Source organism: Pseudochelatococcus lubricantis, from assembly GCF_011762225.1.
GTDB lineage: Bacteria > Pseudomonadota > Alphaproteobacteria > Rhizobiales > Beijerinckiaceae > Pseudochelatococcus > Pseudochelatococcus lubricantis.
In genome coordinates this window covers 1-20,314 of the sequence record NZ_JAASQI010000005.1, presented here as the reverse complement: position 1 = coordinate 20,314, position 20,314 = coordinate 1, and the positions used below count along the sequence as shown (strand labels likewise).

16 protein-coding genes and 1 tRNA gene are annotated in these 20,314 nt (G+C 66.8%); 2 read left to right on the top strand and 15 right to left on the bottom strand.

Annotated features, from left to right (window positions below):
* Positions 1–14 precede the first annotated feature (14 nt).
* The 15 genes from lpxB to dnaE form a co-directional block, all read right to left on the bottom strand.
* A complete protein-coding gene (gene lpxB, locus FHS82_RS11255) occupies positions 15–1,220 on the bottom strand; it encodes a lipid-A-disaccharide synthase (RefSeq protein WP_166952673.1) in 1,206 nt (401 codons plus the stop codon).
* Positions 1,198–2,076 (bottom strand): LpxI family protein, encoded by an 879-nt coding sequence (locus tag FHS82_RS11250; protein WP_166952670.1) that lies wholly within the window; start codon positions 2,074–2,076, stop codon positions 1,198–1,200. The genes lpxB and FHS82_RS11250 overlap by 23 nt, the downstream gene beginning before the upstream one ends.
* Positions 2,073–2,888: an acyl-ACP--UDP-N-acetylglucosamine O-acyltransferase gene (gene lpxA, locus FHS82_RS11245; RefSeq protein WP_166952667.1), complete on the bottom strand. Its 816-nt coding sequence runs from the start codon at positions 2,886–2,888 to the stop codon at positions 2,073–2,075. The genes FHS82_RS11250 and lpxA overlap by 4 nt, the downstream gene beginning before the upstream one ends.
* A gap of 14 nt (positions 2,889–2,902) precedes the next feature.
* Positions 2,903–3,367 carry a 3-hydroxyacyl-ACP dehydratase FabZ gene (gene fabZ, locus FHS82_RS11240; protein WP_166952665.1) on the bottom strand — a complete coding sequence of 155 codons (465 nt, stop codon included), beginning with the start codon at positions 3,365–3,367 and terminating at the stop codon, positions 2,903–2,905.
* Between the two features lie 78 nt (positions 3,368–3,445).
* The gene (gene lpxD / locus FHS82_RS11235; RefSeq protein ID WP_166952662.1) at positions 3,446–4,540 is read right to left on the bottom strand and encodes a UDP-3-O-(3-hydroxymyristoyl)glucosamine N-acyltransferase; all 1,095 of its coding nucleotides are present in this window, start codon (positions 4,538–4,540) and stop codon (positions 3,446–3,448) included.
* Between the two features lie 101 nt (positions 4,541–4,641).
* Positions 4,642–6,975, bottom strand: a complete 2,334-nt coding sequence (bamA, locus tag FHS82_RS11230; RefSeq protein ID WP_166952659.1) for an outer membrane protein assembly factor BamA — start codon at positions 6,973–6,975, stop codon at positions 4,642–4,644.
* 158 nt (positions 6,976–7,133) lie between these two features.
* On the bottom strand, positions 7,134–8,306 hold the full coding sequence (gene rseP / locus FHS82_RS11225; RefSeq protein ID WP_166952656.1) for an RIP metalloprotease RseP: 1,173 nt from the start codon (positions 8,304–8,306) through the stop codon (positions 7,134–7,136).
* Between the two features lie 249 nt (positions 8,307–8,555).
* A complete protein-coding gene (dxr, locus tag FHS82_RS11220) occupies positions 8,556–9,740 on the bottom strand; it encodes a 1-deoxy-D-xylulose-5-phosphate reductoisomerase (protein ID WP_166952653.1) in 1,185 nt (394 codons plus the stop codon).
* A 123-nt stretch (positions 9,741–9,863) separates the two neighbouring features.
* Positions 9,864–10,799, bottom strand: a complete 936-nt coding sequence (locus FHS82_RS11215; protein WP_246225308.1) for a phosphatidate cytidylyltransferase — start codon at positions 10,797–10,799, stop codon at positions 9,864–9,866.
* A 10-nt stretch (positions 10,800–10,809) separates the two neighbouring features.
* A complete protein-coding gene (locus FHS82_RS11210; protein WP_246225318.1) occupies positions 10,810–11,541 on the bottom strand; it encodes an isoprenyl transferase in 732 nt (243 codons plus the stop codon).
* A 304-nt stretch (positions 11,542–11,845) separates the two neighbouring features.
* On the bottom strand, positions 11,846–12,403 hold the full coding sequence (gene frr / locus FHS82_RS11205) for a ribosome recycling factor (RefSeq protein WP_166952647.1): 558 nt from the start codon (positions 12,401–12,403) through the stop codon (positions 11,846–11,848).
* Between the two features lie 143 nt (positions 12,404–12,546).
* Positions 12,547–13,254 carry a UMP kinase gene (gene pyrH, locus FHS82_RS11200; RefSeq protein WP_166952644.1) on the bottom strand — a complete coding sequence of 236 codons (708 nt, stop codon included), beginning with the start codon at positions 13,252–13,254 and terminating at the stop codon, positions 12,547–12,549.
* A 130-nt stretch (positions 13,255–13,384) separates the two neighbouring features.
* Positions 13,385–14,305 (bottom strand): translation elongation factor Ts, encoded by a 921-nt coding sequence (gene tsf / locus FHS82_RS11195; protein ID WP_166952641.1) that lies wholly within the window; start codon positions 14,303–14,305, stop codon positions 13,385–13,387.
* A gap of 110 nt (positions 14,306–14,415) precedes the next feature.
* A complete protein-coding gene (locus FHS82_RS11190) occupies positions 14,416–15,423 on the bottom strand; it encodes a 30S ribosomal protein S2 (protein ID WP_166952638.1) in 1,008 nt (335 codons plus the stop codon).
* Between the two features lie 193 nt (positions 15,424–15,616).
* Positions 15,617–19,138, bottom strand: a complete 3,522-nt coding sequence (gene dnaE, locus FHS82_RS11185; protein ID WP_166952635.1) for a DNA polymerase III subunit alpha — start codon at positions 19,136–19,138, stop codon at positions 15,617–15,619.
* Positions 19,139–19,656: 518 nt separating this feature from the next.
* Here dnaE and hspQ point away from each other — a divergent pair.
* Entirely contained in the window at positions 19,657–20,001 is a 345-nt protein-coding gene (gene hspQ, locus FHS82_RS11180) for a heat shock protein HspQ (RefSeq protein ID WP_166952632.1), read from the top strand.
* A gap of 133 nt (positions 20,002–20,134) precedes the next feature.
* Positions 20,135–20,228 (top strand) — tRNA-Ser (locus FHS82_RS11175).
* Positions 20,229–20,314 lie beyond the last annotated feature (86 nt).

Here is a 20,314-nt window from a genome sequence, read left to right as displayed (position 1 = left end):
CGGGCCGGCGCGGCTTAGCGCCGCAACTGATCCAGCACGATGCGCGCCGCCTTGGCGCTCGGCGATTCGGCGTCGATCGCCATCGCCGTTTCAAGGCGCGAGAACGCCTCGATCTGCCGCTGCCGCTCGGGCGTTTCATCCAGCAGGGGCAGGAGTGTCTGCGTCAGCTTCTCCGGCGTGCAGTCCCACTGCAGCCGCTCGGGCACCGCGTGCTCCCCCAGAATGAGATTCGCGTAGGTCACCGTGGTGATAGTGAGGAAATGCCGCACCTGCGCCTCCAGCGGCGACACCTTGTAGATGACCACCATCGGCACGCCCGAGAGCGCCAGCTCCAGCGTCACGGTGCCGGACGCCGCGAGCGCCGCATGCGCCTGCCGGAACGCCGCGAACTTGGCTGCCTCGCCCTCCACGATCTCCGGTTGCACCGGCCATTGGGCCACGGCCTCCCGGATCAGGGGAGCGACATGGCTCACCGCCGGCAGAACGAATCGCAGCGGCCGTGTCGATGCGGCCGCCACACGCGCGAGCGTTTCCCCCAGCACGGGCAGCAGGCGCGTCACCTCGGACCGGCGGCTGCCGGGCAACACCAGCACGTTGAGGCGCTCCGCCTGCGCCAGCGGCGGCCGCTCGCCGGGCGCCGGCCGCAACTCGTCCCGCCTTTCGATCAAGGGGTGCCCGACATAGCTGCAGGGCGGCCCGCCCAGCCGCGCGTGCGCCTCGGGCTCGAAGGGCAGCAGCGCCAGCAGATGATCGACATAGGCCCGCATCTTGCGTGCCCGGCCCGGCCGCCACGCCCACACGCTCGGGCTGACGTAGTCCACGATCGGCAGGTCCGGCATCCGCTTGCGAACCCGTTTCGCCACCGCGTGGGTAAAATCCGGGCTGTCGATCACCACCAGCACGTCAGGACGCGCCGCCACCACCGCATCGACGGTCGCATGCACGCGCGCGACGATGGTGCGCAGGCGCGCGATCACCGCCACGAAGCCCATCACCGCGATGTCGGACAGCGAGAACAGGCTTTGCAGCCCCTCGCCTTCCATGGCCGCGCCGCCCACGCCGGAAAAGCGCACGTCGCCCGCCTCGTCCCGCAACGCGCGCATCAGCCCCGCGCCGAGATGATCGCCAGAGACCTCGCCGGCGACGAGGAATACATGCGGCGGCTTCCTCCCGGCCCGCTGCAGGCCGTCCGCCGGGTTATTCGCCACTCTGTCCGTCATGCGCCGCTCCCGCTTCATCCGGAGGAATGCCGATGACGAACAATCCGCGCCGGTCGGCCTCGCGCAACATGTCCGCCTCGTTGATGACAAGCGTGCGTCCGGCGCCGTAGGCCACGCCGTCGAGGCCCGCCTTCGCCGCCAGCACCATCGTGCGCGGCCCGATGGCCGGCAGATCGACGCGGAAGTCCTGCCCTTCCTTCGTGGTCTTCACCAGCACGCCCCGGTTCTCCGCCTTCCACCGCCGCGTAAAGCGCATGAAGCGCACCCGCCGCAGCATGGCGTCGGTGCCCTCCGGCCCTTCCAGCGCGATGACGCGCCGCCCGCCGATCACCGCTGCCTGCCCGGCGTCGAAGCGCGAGACCGTGCGCAACAGATCCAGGCCGATACCAATGGAACGAAGGCTCGCCGCATCGGGCTGCACCCGGCTGCGCAGGCCCGCTGTGCCCAGCAGCTCCGGCGCCACGCTGTCGACGCCTTCGACACGATGGCCGTGCTCCTCCAGCAGCCTGACGACGCCCCCGAGCAGGCCGTCGTCGCCCAGCGCCATCAGCGCCGCGAGTTCGCGCCGGTTGCGATAGGCTGCCAACGCACTCAGCACGGCCGAGGGCTGCGGGCGATTCACCGGTCCCGCCAGCACCACGCAGGCGGGATGCCACGCCGCAAGCGTGGCGAGTGTCCTTTTCACGTCGAGCAGGTCCGTGGCGGCATCGGCGCGGCGCCGAAGGCTGCCGTCGACGAAACCGCGAAAGGCGAGGATGCGGATATCCTCACCGCGTTTGCCGAGCGCATCCGCCAGCGCGCCGGGCAATGCGCCGCCGCCCGCCAGAATGGCGATGGGCCGCGCGCTGCCCGTCATCCGCCGCGCTCCTCCCTCGGCACGCAGATCGAGCGCTTGCCGGAGGCGCGGATGAACGACAGCACCTCGCTGACCAGAGGCGCGTCGGGAAAGGCCGCAGCAACGTCCTCGACGCGCTCCAGCAGCGTGCCCTCGTCTGCGAACAGCGCCCGATACGCGCGCCGCAGCGTATGGATTTCCTCGCGCGAGAAGCCGCGGCGCTGCAGGCCGACGATGTTGAGCCCGCCGAGATAGGCGCGGTTGCCAAGGGCCATGCCGTAGGGAATGAGATCGTTCTCCAGCCCCGAAAGCCCGCCGATGAAGGCGTGCGCGCCGACGCGCGCGAACTGGATCACCGCCGCGCCGCCGCCGATGATCACATGGTCGCCCACCGTCACATGGCCGGCCAGCATGACGTTATTCGATAGCACGACGTTGCTGCCGACACGGCAGTCGTGTCCGACATGGGAATTGGCGAGGAAGGCGCAGCGGTCGCCGATCACCGTCTCCATGCCACCGCCTTCGGTGCCGGGATTGATGGTCACGCCTTCGCGGATCAGGCAGTCGCTCCCGATCGACAGCGTCGACGGTTCGCCGTGATACTTGAGATCCTGCGGCTGGTGGCCGATGGAGGCGAATGGAAACAGCCTCGTGCGCGCACCGATCCGCGTGCGCCCGGCGACCACCACGTGGCTGACAAGTTCGCACGCCTCACCGAGTTCCACCTCGCGGCCGACGACGCAGAAGGGGCCGATACGCACGCCCTCGCCGATGCGCGCCCCCTCTTCCACAACCGCGTTCGGATGGATGATGGCAGTCGCCGCGCTGGTCATGATGGCTGTCCCGTTCACTCGATCACGAGCATGGCGGCGAGTTCCGCCTCGCACACCAGGGCGCCGTTCACCCTGGCCTCGCCGCGATACCACCACATGTTGCGCCGGTTCGCGAGCTTCTTCATATGATAGTGTACCACGTCCCCCGGCTCCACCGGCTTGCGGAACTTCACCTTGTCGATGGTCATGAAATAGACCTCCTTGGGGCGCGCCTTTTCGGCAAGCTTCGAGGCGACGCAAATCGCGCCGGCCGTCTGCGCCATGCCCTCGATCATGAACACGCCCGGGAACAGCGGCCGCGACGGGAAGTGTCCCTGGAACTGGGGCTCGTTGTAGGTGACGTTCTTGATGCCGATGCAGCTTTCGTCACCGTTCATCTCGATGATCCGGTCAATCAGCAGGAATGGATAACGGTGCGGCAGATAGCTCAGGATCTGCAGGATATCGGCGGTGTTCAGGTTCGACGGCACGTCGGTCATGTAGGTTACGCTCCCTGGATCCGGCTCCGCCGCGTGTCGGGACCGGATCGTCGTTCCAATATCACTCTGGCGGATGCTTCAGACCGGAGCGCCGCCGTCATCCTTTCCGTCCTGCCGGCCCTCTTGCCGGCGGTTCGCGTGGCGGCCTGCCACCATGCGCTTCAGCCACGCGACCTCACGCAGCCAGTCCTTGATCGGCCTCGCGGGCGCTCCGCCCCATACCGCGCCGGGGGGAATGTCCGTCGTGATGCCGGTACCCGCCGCCACCTGGGCGCCGCTGCCGATGTGGACATGGCCGACGGAGCCCGACTGTCCGCCCATCACGACGAAATCGCCGAGCGTCGTGCTGCCCGAAATGCCCACGTGGGCAACGATCACGCAATGGCGGCCGATGACGACGTTGTGCCCGATCTGCACGAGGTTATCGATCTTCGTGCCCTCGCCGATGATGGTATCGCGGCTCGCCCCCCGGTCGATGGTGGTATTGGCGCCGATCTCGACATCGTCCTGGATGATCACCCGTCCGACCTGCGGCACCTTGAGATGGCCACGGGCGCTCATGGCGAAGCCGAAACCGTCCTGCCCGATGCTCGCGCCCGGGTGCACGATCACCCGATTGCCCACGAGCGTGTGGGACAGCACCGCGCCCGCGCCGATGGCGCAGTCACGGCCGATGCGCACGCCCGTGCCGATCACCGCATTGGCGCCGATCAGCGTGCCGCTGCCGATTTCCGCCCCCGCCCCGATGACGGCGCCCGGGTCGACCGCCACGCCGCTTTCGAGCCGCGCATCGGGATGCACCACCGCCCCCGGCGAGACGCCGGTCGCGGAGAACAGCGCCTGCGGCCGCACCGCTGCGGGATAGAGCCGCGCCAGTACCTGCGCGAAGACCCGATAAGGCTCGCGCGTGATCAGCGCAACGGTTCCCGCCGGCACCCTGTCCGCATAGCGCTGCGACACGAGGCACGCGCCGGCCGCCGTTGCCGCGAGCGCGTCGCCGTAACGCGGGTTGTCCATATAGGCCAGGTCGCCCGGGCCCGCCGTTTCCAGCGGCGCCACCGTGGCGAACGTCCGCCTGCCGTCGGCGTCTTCGGGCAACGATATCCCCGCCAACGCCGCGATATCGTCGAGAGATACGGAAGCGCCGCCGGGAAAGAAGACTGGATTACTCATGGCTGCCCGTGTCGCAAAAAAACAGGGACGGCGCAAGGCCGTCCCGACATTCCCTTTCGGCTCCGGCCGAAACGCGGTGGATCGCGCGCCGGAAACCGGGATCAGAAGCTCGTGCCGCCCGAGAAGCGGAACGCCTGCGTCTGGTCGCCGCGCACCTTGGAGAGCACGAAGGCGTAATCGAAGCGCAGCGGGCCGAGCGGCGAGGCCCACAGCAAGCTCACGCCCACCGACGAGCGGATCTTCTTGTCGTCCTGCACGTTCACGCAGGTCGGCTGACGGCTGGCCGAGTAGCCGGGGAAGCCGGCGCAGTTCGTCGGCACGCCGAGGCTCGCCGAGAAGTCTTTCTGGCCCTCGTAGCCGAACAGCGTGCCCGCATCGGCGAACACCGCGCCCTTCAGGCCCAGTTCGCGCGGCAGGCCGAAAATCGGGAACTGCACTTCGAGCGTACCACCGAAATAGGTGGTGCCGCCGAGCGCGTTGTTCTGGAAGTCGCCCGACATGTCGCGCGGACCGATACCGGACGGCGCGAAGCCGCGCACCAGCGACGGTCCGAGGAAGTAGTTGTCGACGATACGCAGGTCCTTGCCACCGAAGGAACGGATATGGCCGCCCTGGACGCGGACGAAGCCGACGACCTCATCGAACAGTTCACGATAGTAGCGCGCGTCGACGGAGGCGCGGATGAAGCGCGAATCGCCGCCGAGACCCGCGATATCAGGCTTGAACTCGGCATAGAGGCCCGATGTCGGGTTGCGCGTGTTGTCGAGCGTGTTGTAGGTCAGCGTCGCGCCCACGAGCGACGTCAGGTTCGTGCCGGCGGCTTCCTTGATCGCCAGCGACGCCTCGCCGTCCCACGTACAATTCGGGTAGGTGGCGCTGCCGTCCGGGTTGAGCGCGGTGTAGCCGGGCAGCGGCGCGGAGCAGTCGCCATACGGATCGCGCCACGTATTCGGCACCTTGATGCGCGACTGATAAAGCGAGTAGCGCAGCGTCAGCGTCGTCGCCTCGTCGATCGGCAGGCCGAGACGGAGCTGGCCACCCGTCACGCGGTCCTCATAGCGGGAGTAGCGGCTGTTGTCCGAGTACTTCGAGAACACATCGAAGCCGAACGCCATGCGCTGGCCGAGGAAGTAGGGCTCGGTGAACGAGAAATCCACGCCCTGCGAATACTGACCCCAGGAGCCGGCAAGCCGCACGAACTGGCCGCGGCCGAGGAAGTTCGATTCGGAGACCGCCACTTCGCCGATGAAGCCGTCCGACGTCGAGTAGCCGCCTGAAACCGAGAACTGGCCAGTGGACTGATCCTCGACATCCACGTTGACGACCACGCGGTCGGGCGTCGATCCCGGCTCGCTGGTGATGCGCACGGCCTTGAAGTGGCCGAGGTTGTTGAGCCGCCGCTCCGCGCGGTCGATCAGGACCTTGTTGTAGGCATCGCCTTCGCCGATATCGAACTCGCGGCGCACCACGTAATCGCGCGTGCGGCTGTTGCCGCGCACGTTGATCCGCTCGATGTAGAGGTGCGGACCGTCATCGACCACGTATTGCAGGGAGACGGTGCCCGCCTCCGGGTTGCGCAGCCCGGTGGGACGGACCTGCACGAAGGGATTGCCCTCGCCGCTGATCTCGTTGGTGATTCGCTCAAGCGACTTTTCCACGGCCTCGACGTCATAGACGTCGCCGGCGCGGGTGCGCACCAGCGGCTGGAGCTGTTCGGACGACACGTTCGCCACCCGCGAATCGACGTTCACGTCGCTGATGCGGTAGCGCTGCCCTTCCGACACCGTCATGGTGACGACATAGCCCCCCCGCTGCTCGTCGAACACGACGTCCGTCGAGAGAATCTGGAAATCGGCATAGCCGTTGCGCAGGTAGTAGCGGCGGATGGTATCCTCATCCGAGGCGATGCGCACCGGATCGTAGACGTCCGACGACTTCAGCCACGACAGGAAGTTGGACTCCGTCGTCGACATGAGGTTGCGCAGCCGATAGGACGAAAAAGCATTGTTGCCGACGAAGTTGATTTCCTTCACGCCGGTCTTGTCGCCTTCGTTGACCGTGAAGACCACGTCGACGGTGCCGTTGGGCAGCGGCACCGCTCGCGCCGTGACCGACGCGAGGGAGCGGCCGGAGCGCCGGTACGCATCCCGGATGCGCTCGACATCGGCGTTGACCGTCGCCTGATTATAGGGGTTGTTGGCCTGGACGGTGACGACGCCGCCGAGCTGGTCCTTGTTGAGCTTCTTGTTGCCCTCGAAAACCACGCGGTTGATCCGCTCGCCCTGCGCCGCGCGGGAATGAGCCGCGCCCGCCGGCGATGCACCGGCCTGCGCATTCGCCTGATTCATCGGTCCGACGGTCATCGCCAGCGCCAGGAGGCAGGTCGATACCCCCGTCAGTGCCGCATACCGGCTGTTGGTCGTTCTCCGCGTCATCAGGTGCCGCCCTTCACTCACGCTCTATGGGCCAGGCTAAACGCCGGCCTATGGAAGTCCTATGACTACACGCTTCTACAGATAAAGCACGCTCGTGCAAACGCCCGTCTGTCCCGCCGGGTCATTTCCCGAAAGGCCGTTGCCTTCCGGTCACGCCCTCATCCGCCGGCCTTGAACAGACCACCCAAGTGGGAGAGGTCGTTCCACGTTACGAACAGCATCAATATCATGACAAGCGCCAGACCGATGCGAAAGCCGATCTCCTGGGCTTCCTCGCTCAGGGGCCTGCCACGCACCGCCTCAATAGCATAGAACAACAGATGCCCGCCATCCAGCATCGGAATGGGAACGAGGTTAATCAATCCGATCGACACCGACAGCAGCGCCGCGAGATTCAGCAGACCCACCAGCCCGCCGACGCGCGCGACCTTGCCGGATACTTCGGCAATACGAATCGGACCCGACAGTTGCTCCGTCGATTCCTTTCCGGTGATGACACGGCCAAGATAGTGGTAAGTCTGCGTCACCACCTGCCACGTGTCGAGCACGCCCATCCGCAGCGATCCCGCGAGGCCGTAACTTTCCGTGCGCCAGTTCGCGGCGTCGTTGGCGGCCTGTATGCCGAGCACGCCGATGCGCTGCGTTCCAAGCGGCGAGGTGACCTCGCGCAGGTCGGGAACGGCCGTGAGCGGCGTCTGCACGCCGCCGCGGTCCACCACGAAGGCCAGGCTCTCGCCGGCGTTCATGCCGACGATTCGCTGCATGTCGGCGAAGCCGTCGATGGTGACGTTATCGATGGAGAGCACGAGATCTCCGGGCAGAAACCCGGCCCGCTCGGCCGCGCTGCCTGCCTGTACCGTCTCGATACGCGGCATCAGTATCTGCTTGCCGTTGAAATAGGTCATGGCGGCGAAGATCGCTATCGCCAGCAGAAAGTTGGCGAAGGGGCCGGCCGCGACGATGGCGGCCCGCTGGCCCACCGTCTTGTGGAAGATGCTGCCCTCGCGCTCCTCGGCGGACATCGTCCGCGCGGCGTCAAAATCGGGAACGCTGGCCGCGTTGGCATCGCCCGCGAACTTGACGTAGCCGCCAAGCGGAATCGCCGACAAGCGCCAGCGCGTTCCCGTCCGGTCGTTCCAGCCGAACAGTTCCGCGCCGAAGCCGATAGAGAAGGTGCGCACCTTCACCCCGCACCAGCGCGCGACGATGAAATGGCCGAACTCGTGAATGAACACGACGAGCGTGAGCACAAACAGAAACGCCAGAATCGTGCCGGCCAGCGAGACCGCCGTGTTGCCGATGCCTCCGACAACTCCCGCGAGAAGTTCCATTCTGTTCCTTTCCCCGCGTGGCGGAAGCCTGCCTCCGCCGCGCCTGCGTTCCATCGCGCTTCCGGAGAAAGCGGCTTCTGCTTTCCGAATCCGAGGGCGCGTTGATCCGTAACCTAGAGCATCATTACGAGAATGGGTACCGCTTTCGGATAATTTAATTTATAAACAAAGGGATAGAGCGATAGCGCTCCGCATTTCCATCCGCTGTGCCGGCCTTGCGGCAAAAGGCCGAAACACTCCTCGAATGCTCTATGCGACTGCCGAACAGCGGGCCAGCCGCGCGCGCGCCCAGCCGCGCGCCTCGTCGTCCAGCGCCAGCGCCTCCGGAATACTCGCCGGCGCCTTTCCCGCCCTGTCCGACAGTGCCTCGCAGGCCTCGCTCACCAGGCCCGCGATGCGGCCGAACCCGATCCGGCGCGCCAGAAACGCTCCCACTGCGATCTCGTTGGCCGCGTTGAGAATCGTCGGCATGCCGCCCCCCGCCTCCAGCGCCTCGAAGGCGAGCGCCAGCGCGGGGAACCGGGCGGTATCAGCATGGATGAAGTCAAGCCTGCCGAATGCGGCAAGGTCAAGGCGCGGCAGGGTCGTGTGCAGGCGGCCGGGCAAGCCCAGGCAATGGGCGGCGGGAATGCGCATATCGGGCGCCGCGAGGCCGGCCACGACCGAACCGTCCCGAAAACCGACAAGGCCATGCACCGCCTGCTGCGGATGCACGAGCACCCGCAGGCGCGCGCGGTCGATGCCGAAGAGATGATGCGCCTCGATCACCTCAAGCCCCTTGTTCATCATCGACGCGGAATCGATGGTGATCTTGGCGCCCATCGAATAGTTCGGATGTTTCAACGCCTGTTCCGGCGTCGCGGCGGCGATGGCCTCCGCCGTCCAGCTCAGGAACGGGCCGCCGGAGGCGGTGAGGACGAGTTCCTCGACATCCTCGGGCCGCGCGGCGCCCATCGCCTGCCAGAGGGCGTTGTGCTCCGAATCGAGCGGCAGGATATCGACGCCGGCCTCGCGCGCGCCGCGCATGAACGCCTCACCGGCGCAGACCAGTGTTTCCTTGTTGGCGAGCGCGATCCGGCGGCCCGGCCGGATGGCGCGATGCGTGGCCCGCAGGCCCGCCGTTCCGGCGATCGCCGCCACCACCAGATCGCTGTCGTGGTCCACCGCCGCATTCACGGCCGACTCGCCCGCGCCGCTCTCGATATTCAATCCGGCATCGGCGAGCGCGCTCTTCAACGCCGCGCCCCTGGCAGGGTCGGCGACCGCCGCGAATCGCGCGCCAGTCCGCTGCGCCACGGCCGCAAGCGCCCGCACATCGCTGCCGCCCGAAACGATCGCCTCGACCCGAAAATGCTCGGGATGGCGCACGATCACGTCCACGACGGCACTGCCCACGGAGCCCGTGGCGCCCAGCAGAACGATGCGTGTACTCATGCTTACTCCCCGATCTTCGTGCGGCGGGCGCCCATCGTCGACCAGCAGCACACGGCCAATAACAGCCGCCCGTGGATAGGGCATGACGAACCGCAATGGAACGCCGTTCGCCCTTTCCGGCGCTTAATTCGTTGCGAACGCGCCCGCGGCGAGCGCGATGGCGACCAGCAGGCAAACGGCCGCGAACCCGTCCAGCCGGTCCATGAAGCCGCCGTGGCCGGGAATGAGTCCGCTGGAATCCTTGACGCCCGCCCGGCGCTTGAACGCCGATTCGGCGAGATCACCCGCCTGCCCGGCAAGCGAGGCAAACGCCGACGCGCCAGCGACTGCAAGGGCGCTCCACGGCACCGCCACGCCGGCGCTTTGCGCGAGAGAGGCCACCAGCCAGCCCATGAACGTGCCTGCCAGCGTGCCACCGATGCATCCCGCCCACGTCTTGTTGGGGCTGACACGCGGCCACAGCCTGGGGCCACCGATGGCGCGCCCGGAGAAATAGGCGGCGATGTCCGTCGTCCAGGTCACGGCGAACATCCACGCTATGGCGGCCGCCCCGACGCCCGGCACGGCGCGCACGAGAACCGGCGTCAGGCCGATCAGCGCGCCGCATGCAACGCCTGCCAGCGCCGGGATGACGCGCCCCCGCGCGCTCGCGCCGCGTCCAGCGGCCAGCCCCCACACAGCTGCCGTAACGAGCGCCGCCGCTGCGCCGGCGATGACGGCCCGATGGAACCCGAGTGCGGCGAATAGCGGAAGCAGGCCGGTCAGCATCGCCGCGAGCAGGCGCAAGACCAAGGGCAGCGCGCCGGCGGCCGGCAGGGAGCCTTCTGTGTCGGCGACGCGCGATCCGACGAGCCCGAGCCATTCGAAAACGACGACCCCGGCGGCCAGCGCCCACAACGCCGCGAACGGCAGCCCGCCCCACCATGTCGCTGCGATCGCAATCGCAGCCAGCACAAGCGCGGAGGCGACGCGAGCGGACAGCTCCGAACGCGCTTTTCCCGCCGGACCGGCACCGGAGGGATCGGACGAAGGCGCGCCGGGCATGCGGGGATTGCTCATCGACCGCCCACTACACGTCACCCCGCGCCCCGGCGTCATCCGCGCCGGCACGGTCCACATCCGGGTCGTCGACGCCGAGGCTGCCGAACCGGCGCTCGCGGCGGCGGAATTCGGCAATGGCCGCCTCAAGCGCGGCGCGGTCGAAGTCCGGCCAGTAGATCGGCATGAAGACGAGTTCGGCATATGCCGCCTGCCACAGCAGGAAATTCGACAGGCGCTGCTCGCCCGACGTACGGATCACCAGATCGGGGTCGGGGATGCCGGCGGTATCGAGATGCTCGTCGAGCATCTCCTCGGTGATGTCGCCGGGTGCGATCTCGCCGCGCACGACCTTCTCCGCCAGCACGCGCACCGCGCGCACCACCTCCTGCCGCCCGCCGTAGTTGAAGGCGACCGTCAGCGTCAGCCCGGTGTTGTCGGCTGTGCGGTCCTGCGCCTCGTCCAGAAGTGCGACGATATCGGCCGACAGCCCGGCGCGATCGCCAATGATGCGCACGCGCACGTCGTTGCGCACGAGATCGGCCAGATCGCGGCGGATGAACAGCTTCAGCAGCCCCATCAGCTCCGCGACTTCGGCCGCGGGCCGCCGCCAGTTTTCCGACGAGAAGCTGTAAATGGTCAGATAGCGGATACCCAGTTCGGTCGCGGCGCGGACCGTGCGCCGCACCGCCTCGACGCCGCTGTGGTGGCCCTTGAACCGGGGCAGCCCGCGGGCGCGCGCCCAGCGGCCGTTGCCATCCATGATGATCGCGACATGCGCGGGAGGCGCCGTGACGGCCGCCTGGCGAGCGCCTTCAGCCGCCACCTTATCTCCCCCGGACGCAAGCCCCATGCCCCCTCCGGCTTTCCCCTCCAAGCGGGGTATCGTGGTCAATCGATCTGTCTCCGTCTGCAACCCGCATCCTGCGCGGAAGCTGCGCCACGCGGCCGGCGGCGCCGGCCCTGTCCGGCCTCTATAGCGGATTGAGCCGGATCGCGCCCGGAACTTCAGCGTCAACCCGGCCAGCCGGCCGCCATCGGCAGCGGCCGGACGCGACAGCCCATCCTCACACCTGGAGGATTTCCTTTTCCTTGGCGGCGACCGTCTGGTCGATCTCGGCGATGGTCTGGTCGGTCGCCTTCTGCACCTGGTCGGCGTGACGGGCCGATTCGTCCTCGCTGAGGCCGTCCTTCTCAAGCTTCTTGAGAGTGTCGAGACCGTCGCGGCGTACGTGGCGGGCGGCGACGCGCGCCTCCTCGGCATACTTGTTCGCGACCTTCACCATTTCCTTGCGGCGCTGCTCGTTCATCTCGGGAATGCGCAGCCGGATGACCTGCCCTTCGGTCTGCGGGTTGAGGCCGAGATCCGATTCGCGGATTGCCTTTTCCACTGCGCCGACCACGCCGCGGTCCCAGACCTGCACGCTGAGGAGCCGGGGCTCCGGCACGCTCACCGTCGCGAGCTGGCTGATCGGCGTCGGCGTGCCATAGGCATCGACCTGGATGGGATCGAGGATGCTCGGCGACGCGCGTCCCGTGCGCAGACTGCTGAGATCGTGCCGCAAGGCCGCAATCGCCCCCTGCATGCGCCGCTTGATATCGTCGAGATCAAAACTACCAGCCATCAAATACGCCCTTTTCTTGCCGTTGCCGCATCGCGGGACGCGGCCGGATCATCGTTGGGAACCGGTTCCCCGCCCGATGGGCCTTCTCTCCACCCGTATGGCGAGGCGGCTCTGGAGCCGCTGTGCGAAGGGCGCGAATCCGTTCAGGGAGTCACCAGTGTATATCGCCCCGTGCCGGACAGAACGGCGCCGATTGCGCCAGCATCCAAAACGGAAAACACCACCACCGTCAATCCCGCTTCGCGCGCAAGGGCAAAAGCGGTGGTGTCCATCACCTTCAAATTCCGGCCGATGGCCTCGTCGTGGGTGAGGCGATCGTAGCGCGTCGCATCCGGATGTGTCTTGGGATCGGCGGTGTAGACGCCGTCCACGTTGGTGCCCTTCAGCAGCGCGTGGCAGGCCAGTTCCGCCGCCCGCAACGCGGCGCCGGTGTCGGTAGTGAAGTAGGGATTGCTCGTTCCGCCGCCAATCACCACCACCTTGCCGTGCGCCATATGATCGAGCGCGCGCTTGCGGGCGTAGCTTTCGCACAGAGACGGCATGGGCACCGCCGACATCGCGCGCGCCGGCACGCCGGCGGTGTCGATCGCATGCTCCAGCGCCAGCGCGTTCATGACCGTACCCAGCATGCCGATCGAATCGGCGGTGGGCCGGTCGAGCCCCTTGTTGAGCCCCTGCACGCCGCGGAAGAAATTGCCGCCGCCAACCACGACGGCGATCTCGTGCCCGTCGTGGGCCGCCGCCGCAATGTCCGACGCGATGGTCGTCAGAGTTTCGCCATGCAGCCCTGCCCCGCCCGGGCCCGCGAGAGCTTCCCCGGACAGTTTGACCAGCACTCGCTTCAACCGCATTCCGCTTCTCCTGTGACCAGCATCCGCACTGCCCGGCGCAGGCGCATCGGACCGCGCCGGGAAAAATCGATAGGCGGGAGCACCCCCGCCTCATAAAAAAGGCGGCGCCAGGCGCCGCCTTTCGGAACGATCAGGCCGCGCCCGCCGCGGCCGCTACTTCACTAGCGAAATCCGTTTCTTCCTTCTCGACGCCATCGCCGAGACCGTAGCGGATGTAACCCACGAGCTTGACGGGAGCGCCCACCCGGCCCTCGGCTTCCTTGACGACCTGCGCCACAGACTTCGAGGTATCGTGGATGAAGGGCTGTTCGACCAGCGTCACTTCCTTGAAGTAGCTCTTCAGGCCGCTTTCGGCGATCTTCTCAAGCACATTCGCGGGCTTGCCGGCGTTCTTCTCCAGCAGGATCGCCTTCTCGCGCGCGATCGTATCCTCCGGCACGCCGGCGGCGTCGAGCGCGACCGGATTGGTGGCGGCGACGTGCATGGCGATCTGGCGCGCGAGCGTCGTCAGCTCATCCTTGTTGCCGGTCGACTCGAGGCCCACCAGCACGCCGATGCGGCCAAGGCCCTCGCCGGTCGCGTTGTGCAGGTAGGAGGCGACGACGCCGTCCGACACCGACAGCGTATCGACACGGCGCAGCGTGATGTTCTCACCGATGGTGGCGATGGCGCTGGTGATGGCCTCGGCGACCGTGCCACCCTGCGGGAACGGCGCGCCGCTCACGGCGGCAGCATCGCCGCCAACCTTCAGCGCCACCTCGGCGATGGTGCGGGCGAGCGACTGGAACTGGTCGTTGCGGGCGACGAAGTCCGTCTCCGCATTCACCTCGACGACAACGCCCTTCGCGCCGTCGACCGCGACGGCGACGAGCCCTTCAGCCGCCACGCGGCCGGACTTCTTGGCGGCGCGGGCGAGGCCCTTGGTGCGCAGCCAGTCGATCGCCGCCTCGATGTCTCCATCGGTTTCGGTCAATGCGTTCTTGCAGTCCAGCATGCCCGCACCGGATTTTTCGCGGAGCTCTTTCACCAGAGCAGCGGTGATGTTCGCCATGAGTCGTCCTCTTGTCACTGACAGGGCCGGCCCGGCACCCCCCCAGGAAGGGGCACCGGGCCAATCAATCAACGTCTTCAATGCCGGCTCGGATCAGCCGGGGCGGTTACTCAGATCGCAACGGCTTCCAGCCGGGCGCGGGCCTGATCGATCCAGCCGTCGCGCTCGATACGGCCGCCGAGCTTCAGTTCGGCGTCAAGCGCCGCTGCATCGGCAGGCGTCAGCGCGGCGAGCTGCCAGAAGTGGAAAATGCCGGCCTCGTTGAGCTTCTTCTCGAGTTCGGGACCGACGCCCGCCAGCGCGGACAATTCGTCCGGTGCGCCGCGCGGTGCGCCGAGGCGTTCGAACGTGCTCTCGCCCGCGCCCGCATCAGACAGATCCTCCGCGAAAGGCTCGTCGGAAGCGCCAACGTCCACGCCGAGGTCGCCCTGGCCGCGGGAGATGCCATCGATCGCCGCGCGCGCGACGAGATCGCAGTAGAGGTTGATGGCGCGGCCCGCGTCGTCGTTCGCCGGAACCGGATAGTTGATGCCGTCAGGATCGCTGTTGGTGTCGACGATCGCCACGACCGGGATGCCCAGACGCTGGGCTTCCTTGATCGCGAGCTGCTCCTTGTTCGTGTCGATGACGAACAGCAGGTCGGGCGTGCCGCCCATGTCCTTGATGCCGCCCAGCGCGCGCTCCAGCTTCTCGCGCTCGCGCGCCAGCATCAGGCGCTCCTTCTTCGTCAGGCCGACAGCGCCGCCGGCGATGATCTCGTCCACCTTGCGCAGGCGCTGGATCGAGCCGGAAATCGTCTTCCAGTTCGTCAGCATGCCGCCGAGCCAGCGGGAGTTGACATAATACTGCGCGGAACGGCGCGCGGCGCTCGCCACTGATTCGGCCGCCTGACGCTTCGTGCCGACGAACAGCACACGGCCGCCGGCAGCAACAGTGTCGGAAACAACCTGCAGCGCGCGATAGAGCGCGGGAACCGTCTGGGCAAGGTCGATGATGTGGATATTGCTGCGCGTACCGAAGATGTAAGGCTCCATCTTCGGGTTCCAGCGGTGGGACTGGTGGCCGAAATGGGCGCCGGCTTCAAGCAGCTCGCGCATCGTGAATTCAGGAAGTGACATATAACTCTCTCCGGTTCAAGCCTCCGCGGGGCTCCGGCCGGACAACCCGGCCACCGGAAGCCAAACAGCCCGCCCCGCGTGTGGAATGGCGCGGCTTATAGTATTTGCGCCTGATAATTGCAAGCGCCCCGTCCTTCTTTCAACACCTTCCGCTTCGTCAGGCGACCGATTCCCGGCCAGGCCCGCGCAGGCGTCACCGCAGTTCCACCTCCATAACCCCGGCAAGGCCGCGCAGTGCGCCAGCGATCTGGGGCGTGGTGCGGAAGCGGCCGGGCAGCTCCAGTTCCACCTCCTGCCGGCCATCGACGTCCACGACGACGGACACCGTTCCCTCGCCATGCATGGTCAATTGCCGCGCGATCGCATCTAGCGGTGCCGTGCCGTTGACGACGATGCGCATGCCCTTCTGATGGCGCGCAACGGCCTGATCGAGCGGCTCGACCCGCTGGATGCGCGCCCGCACGTCGTCTCCCTCGCTCGACGCCTGCACCAGCAGCATCACGGCCTGCCCCGGCTCCAGCAGATCGCGGTATTGCGCCAGCCCTTCCGAGAACAGGATCGCCTCGAAATGGCCGCTCTGGTCGGAGAACGTGATGATGCCCATCTTCGTCCCGTTGCGCGTTCGCCGCTCGGTGCGGTCGAGAACGGTGGCGGCAAGCTGCCCCATGCTCTCGCCGCGCTTGACGCCGCGCACGAAATCCAACCAGCGGCGCACACGCAGGCGCTCCAGCAGCGGCCCGTATTCGTCGAGCGGATGACCGGAGAGGAAGAAGCCGACAGCGTCATACTCGCGCTGCAGGCGCTCCAATGTCAGCCACGGCTGGTATTCGGGAATGCGCAGCGGCTCCGGCGCCGCGGACTGGCCGAAGATATCCGCGAAAATGTCGCCCTGCCCGGCCTCCGCCGTCTGTGCCGTCTGGTTGGCGAGCGCCATGACCGCTTCGATCGCCGCGAAGGCGCGGGCGCGATCCGGTTCGATTCCGTCGAGTGCACCCGCCCCCACCAGCGCCTCCAGCGTGCGCCGGTTGACAAGGCGCGGGTTGAGACGGCGCGCGAAATCGGCGAGGTCCCTGAACGGCCCTTCCGCACGCGCCGCGACGACAGATTCCACGGCCTGCGCCCCCACACCCTTGATGGCAGCCAGTGCGTAGCGGATGATGCCGTCGCCGTTCCCGTCGAACTCCACATCGAAGCGCACGCCCGAACGCTGGATCGACGGCGGCTCGACCCGGATGCCGAGCCTTTGCGCCTCGCGCCGGAATTCGGACAGCTTGTCGGTGTTGTCCATATCGAGCGTCATCGACGCCGCCAGGAATTCGACCGGGAAATTCGCCTTGAGATAGGCTGTCTGATAGGCGATCAGGGCATAGGCGGCCGCGTGGCTCTTGTTGAAGCCGTAGTCGGCGAACTTCGCCAGCAGGTCGAAAATCTCGTCGGCGAGTTGCCGGGTGAGGCCGTGTTCCGTCGCGCCGTCGACGAAGCGCGCCCGCTGGGCATCCATCTCGGCCTTGATCTTCTTGCCCATGGCGCGGCGCAGCAGGTCTGCCTCGCCGAGCGAGTAGCCCGACAGGGTCTGCGCCACCTGCATCACCTGCTCCTGATAGATGATGATGCCGAAGGTCTCGCGCAGGATCGGCGCCAGCGCCTCATGCAGATACCACTCGGTCTCGGGCTCGCCGCGCCCGTTCTTGCGGTCGCAATAGACGGGAATGTTGGCCATCGGTCCCGGTCGGTAGAGCGCCACGAGTGCGATCAGGTCCTCCAGCCGGTCCGGGCGCATGTCGACGAGCGCCTTGCGCATGCCGGCGCTTTCAACCTGGAACACGCCCACCGTCTCGCCCTTCCCAAGCTGCTCGAAGGTCAGCGGGTCGTCGAGGGGAATGCGGTCGAGCGCGAAATCGGGATACCGAGTGCGGATGTGATCGATCGCCGTCTTCAGCACGGTGAGCGTCTTGAGGCCGAGGAAGTCAAACTTCACCAGCCCCGCCTGCTCGACCCACTTCATATTGAACTGGGTGACGCGCATCTGCGAGCGCGGATCGCGATAGAGCGGCACGAGCTGTTCGAGCGGCCTGTCGCCGATCACCACGCCGGCGGCGTGGGTCGAGGCATGGCGGTGCAGCCCTTCGAGCTTCTGCGCTATCGCCAGCATGCCCGCGACCACCGGCTCCTCCTCGGCCGCGGCCTGCAGGCGCGGCTCGTCCGCGATGGCGCGCGCCAGCGTGACCGGATTGGCCGGGTTCTGCGGCACGAGCTTCGTCAGTTTGTCGACCTGCCCGTAGGGCATCTCCAGCACGCGCCCCACGTCGCGCATCACGCCACGCGCCTGCAGGGTGCCAAAGGTGATGATCTGCGCGACGCGCTCCTCGCCGTAGCGGTGCTGCACGTAGCCTATAACCTCTTCGCGCCTGTCCTGGCAGAAGTCGATATCGAAGTCGGGCATCGACACGCGGTCGGGGTTCAGAAAGCGCTCGAACAGCAGGCCGAAGCGCAGCGGATCGAGGTCGGTGATGGTCAGCGAATAGGCGACGAGCGAGCCCGCGCCCGAACCGCGCCCTGGCCCTACGGGGATGTGGTGAGCCTTGGCCCATTTGATGAAGTCGGACACGATGAGGAAGTAGCCCGGAAACTTCATGCGCTCGATCACCGACAGCTCGTAAGTGAGCCTGTCCTGGTAATCCTGCCCGGAAAGCCCGCCCGCCGGGCCGTGGGCGGCAAGCCGGGCGGCCAGCCCCTCCTTCGCCTGGCGGCGCAGCTCCACAGTCTCGTCGTCCGCCTCCGCCTCGTGCTGCGCACCGTCTTGCCCGTGGCCTGCGTGTGCCCCGCCGCTGGTGAAATGCGGCAGGATCGGCTTGCGCGTGCGCACCCGGAACGCGCAACGCTGCGCGATCTCGACCGTCGCGTGCAGAGCCTCGGGAAGATCGGCGAACAGCGTCGCCATTTCCGCCCGCGACTTGAAATAGCGCGACGGCGTAAGGCGCCGGCGCTGGTCGTCCGAGACGAGGCGCCCTTCCGCGATCGCCAGCAACGCATCGTGCGCCTCATAATCGTCGGGCCTGGCGAAATAGGGCTCATTGGTCGCCGCGAGCGGCACGCCGTGTTCGTAGGCGAGCGCCAGCAGCCGCGGCTCCGTCAGCGCTTCATCGGCTGCGCCGTGGCGCTGCAGCTCCACATAGAGGCGATCGCCGAAGATGGCGAGCAGATGCCGGAACCGCTCCTCCGCCAGTTCGGGCCGCCCCGCGACGAGCGCGCTGTCGAGCGGGCCGCCGGCGCCGCCCGTGAGCGCGATCACGCCGCCGGCGTGAGCGGCGAGCATTTCGCACGTTACGTGCGCGCCATGCGCCCCCTGCCCCGGCTCGTTGCCGAGGAAGGCGGCGCTGGAGAGCGCCATCAGGTTGCCATAGCCCTGCGCGTCCGCCGCCAGCAACACCACCTGCGGAAACACCCGTTGCAGCGGCCGCGCGTTCGGCTCCGCCGCCTCGAAGGCGACGGCGAGTTGCAGGCCGGCGATAGGCTGGATGCCCGCCTGGGCGAGTTTCTCCGAGAACTCCAGCGCGCCGAAAAGGTTGTTGGTATCGGTGAGCGCCATCGCCGGCATGCCGTCAGCCATCGCCAGCTTCGACAGGGCCGAGACCGTCAGCGCCCCTTCGAGCAACGAATAGGACGAATGGACATGAAGATGGATAAATCCGACTTCCGCAGCAAGACTGGCCATAAGCATCCCCCGGACCGGAAACCCGTCGAATCGACCGCACGACACCATATTATCGCCGCGCCGCACTTTCGTCGCCCGGAAGCGGACCCGCCCGGCGCATGATCCCCAGAAGCCGACGCGACTTCCGGAAAGGACGATGCCCGCCATGACCCCGGGAATCGCGAAGCACGGCAGGCTCCGCGCCCTGGGGGCCCCGCTTACGCCGGGGAGCCGGCAATCGCCACCACCCCTATCATCGCCACGAAAAGCACCAGCGAGGTAAGTTCGACAAGATCTGTTACAAGAGCTTTGTACATCGTCTGATCTCCCCTTCGTTCGACTGATGTCCTTATATGTTCATTTAATGTTCTTGTCCAGAATAAATGGTGCATTTTGCTTAACAATTTATTTACAATGTGGGAGGATCGTTAACGTCAGGGTGAATTGCCCACAGGAGGTTGACGTTGCGGCATATTTTCCCGCCAGACGCCTTCCGGGGCAGGCGTGGCAATACAGAATCCGGAAGGGTCACTCAGAGCATGGACAAATCGTCGTCACTTACACGCAATGCGAAGTTCGCGGTCGGTCAGGTCGTCAAGCACCGGCTCTACCCGTTCCGCGGCGTGGTTTTCGACGTGGACGCCTGCTTCAGCAACTCGGAGGAATGGTACCAGTCGATTCCGGAGGACCGCCGGCCGGACCGGGACCAGCCGTTCTATCACCTGTTCGCCGAGAACACGGAAACCGAATACATCGCCTATGTTTCGGAGCAGAATCTCGTGCCCGACACCTCCGGCGAACCGGTGCGCCATCCGCGCGTGCTCGAAGCTTTCGAGCCTGCGGAAACCGGCCGCTACCGCGCACGCATCCACGTAACACACTGACACGACGCGCCCCGCGGCACCGCAACCACCCGCACATCAGTGCCGTCACCCCCTGTTGAAGGATTCTTATCCACCTTATGTTTCGTGAACGGCGTTGACGTTGATGCGCTAATCTGCAAATAAGGCACCGCATGGAGACGTGGCCGAGAGGCTGAAGGCGGCGGTTTGCTAAACCGTTATAGGACCTTAAAGTCCTATCGAGGGTTCGAATCCCTCCGTCTCCGCCATAACTACTTGATTTCTCAGTGTTTTTTGACTTTTCGCGACCTGCCCGATTAGTGCGGGAAGTTCAAAGACATGCACCGTTGGCGGT

What these genes read in the sequence shown, in the direction of transcription:
- lpxB (WP_166952673.1), bottom strand. Translation starts at nt 1,220, where the DNA reads ATGACGGACAGAGTGGCGAATAACCCGGCGGACGGCCTGCAGCGGGCC.
- FHS82_RS11250 (WP_166952670.1), bottom strand. Translation starts at nt 2,076, where the DNA reads ATGACGGGCAGCGCGCGGCCCATCGCCATTCTGGCGGGCGGCGGCGCA.
- hspQ (WP_166952632.1), top strand. Translation starts at nt 19,657, where the DNA reads ATGGACAAATCGTCGTCACTTACACGCAATGCGAAGTTCGCGGTCGGT.
- tsf (WP_166952641.1), bottom strand. Translation starts at nt 14,305, where the DNA reads ATGGCGAACATCACCGCTGCTCTGGTGAAAGAGCTCCGCGAAAAATCC.
- lpxD (WP_166952662.1), bottom strand. Translation starts at nt 4,540, where the DNA reads ATGAGTAATCCAGTCTTCTTTCCCGGCGGCGCTTCCGTATCTCTCGAC.
- FHS82_RS11215 (WP_246225308.1), bottom strand. Translation starts at nt 10,799, where the DNA reads ATGAGCAATCCCCGCATGCCCGGCGCGCCTTCGTCCGATCCCTCCGGT.
- fabZ (WP_166952665.1), bottom strand. Translation starts at nt 3,367, where the DNA reads ATGACCGACGTGCCGTCGAACCTGAACACCGCCGATATCCTGCAGATC.
- pyrH (WP_166952644.1), bottom strand. Translation starts at nt 13,254, where the DNA reads ATGCGGTTGAAGCGAGTGCTGGTCAAACTGTCCGGGGAAGCTCTCGCG.
- FHS82_RS11210 (WP_246225318.1), bottom strand. Translation starts at nt 11,541, where the DNA reads ATGGATGGCAACGGCCGCTGGGCGCGCGCCCGCGGGCTGCCCCGGTTC.
- bamA (WP_166952659.1), bottom strand. Translation starts at nt 6,975, where the DNA reads ATGACGCGGAGAACGACCAACAGCCGGTATGCGGCACTGACGGGGGTA.
- lpxA (WP_166952667.1), bottom strand. Translation starts at nt 2,888, where the DNA reads ATGACCAGCGCGGCGACTGCCATCATCCATCCGAACGCGGTTGTGGAA.
- dxr (WP_166952653.1), bottom strand. Translation starts at nt 9,740, where the DNA reads ATGAGTACACGCATCGTTCTGCTGGGCGCCACGGGCTCCGTGGGCAGT.
- frr (WP_166952647.1), bottom strand. Translation starts at nt 12,403, where the DNA reads ATGGCTGGTAGTTTTGATCTCGACGATATCAAGCGGCGCATGCAGGGG.
- dnaE (WP_166952635.1), bottom strand. Translation starts at nt 19,138, where the DNA reads ATGGCCAGTCTTGCTGCGGAAGTCGGATTTATCCATCTTCATGTCCAT.
- FHS82_RS11190 (WP_166952638.1), bottom strand. Translation starts at nt 15,423, where the DNA reads ATGTCACTTCCTGAATTCACGATGCGCGAGCTGCTTGAAGCCGGCGCC.
- rseP (WP_166952656.1), bottom strand. Translation starts at nt 8,306, where the DNA reads ATGGAACTTCTCGCGGGAGTTGTCGGAGGCATCGGCAACACGGCGGTC.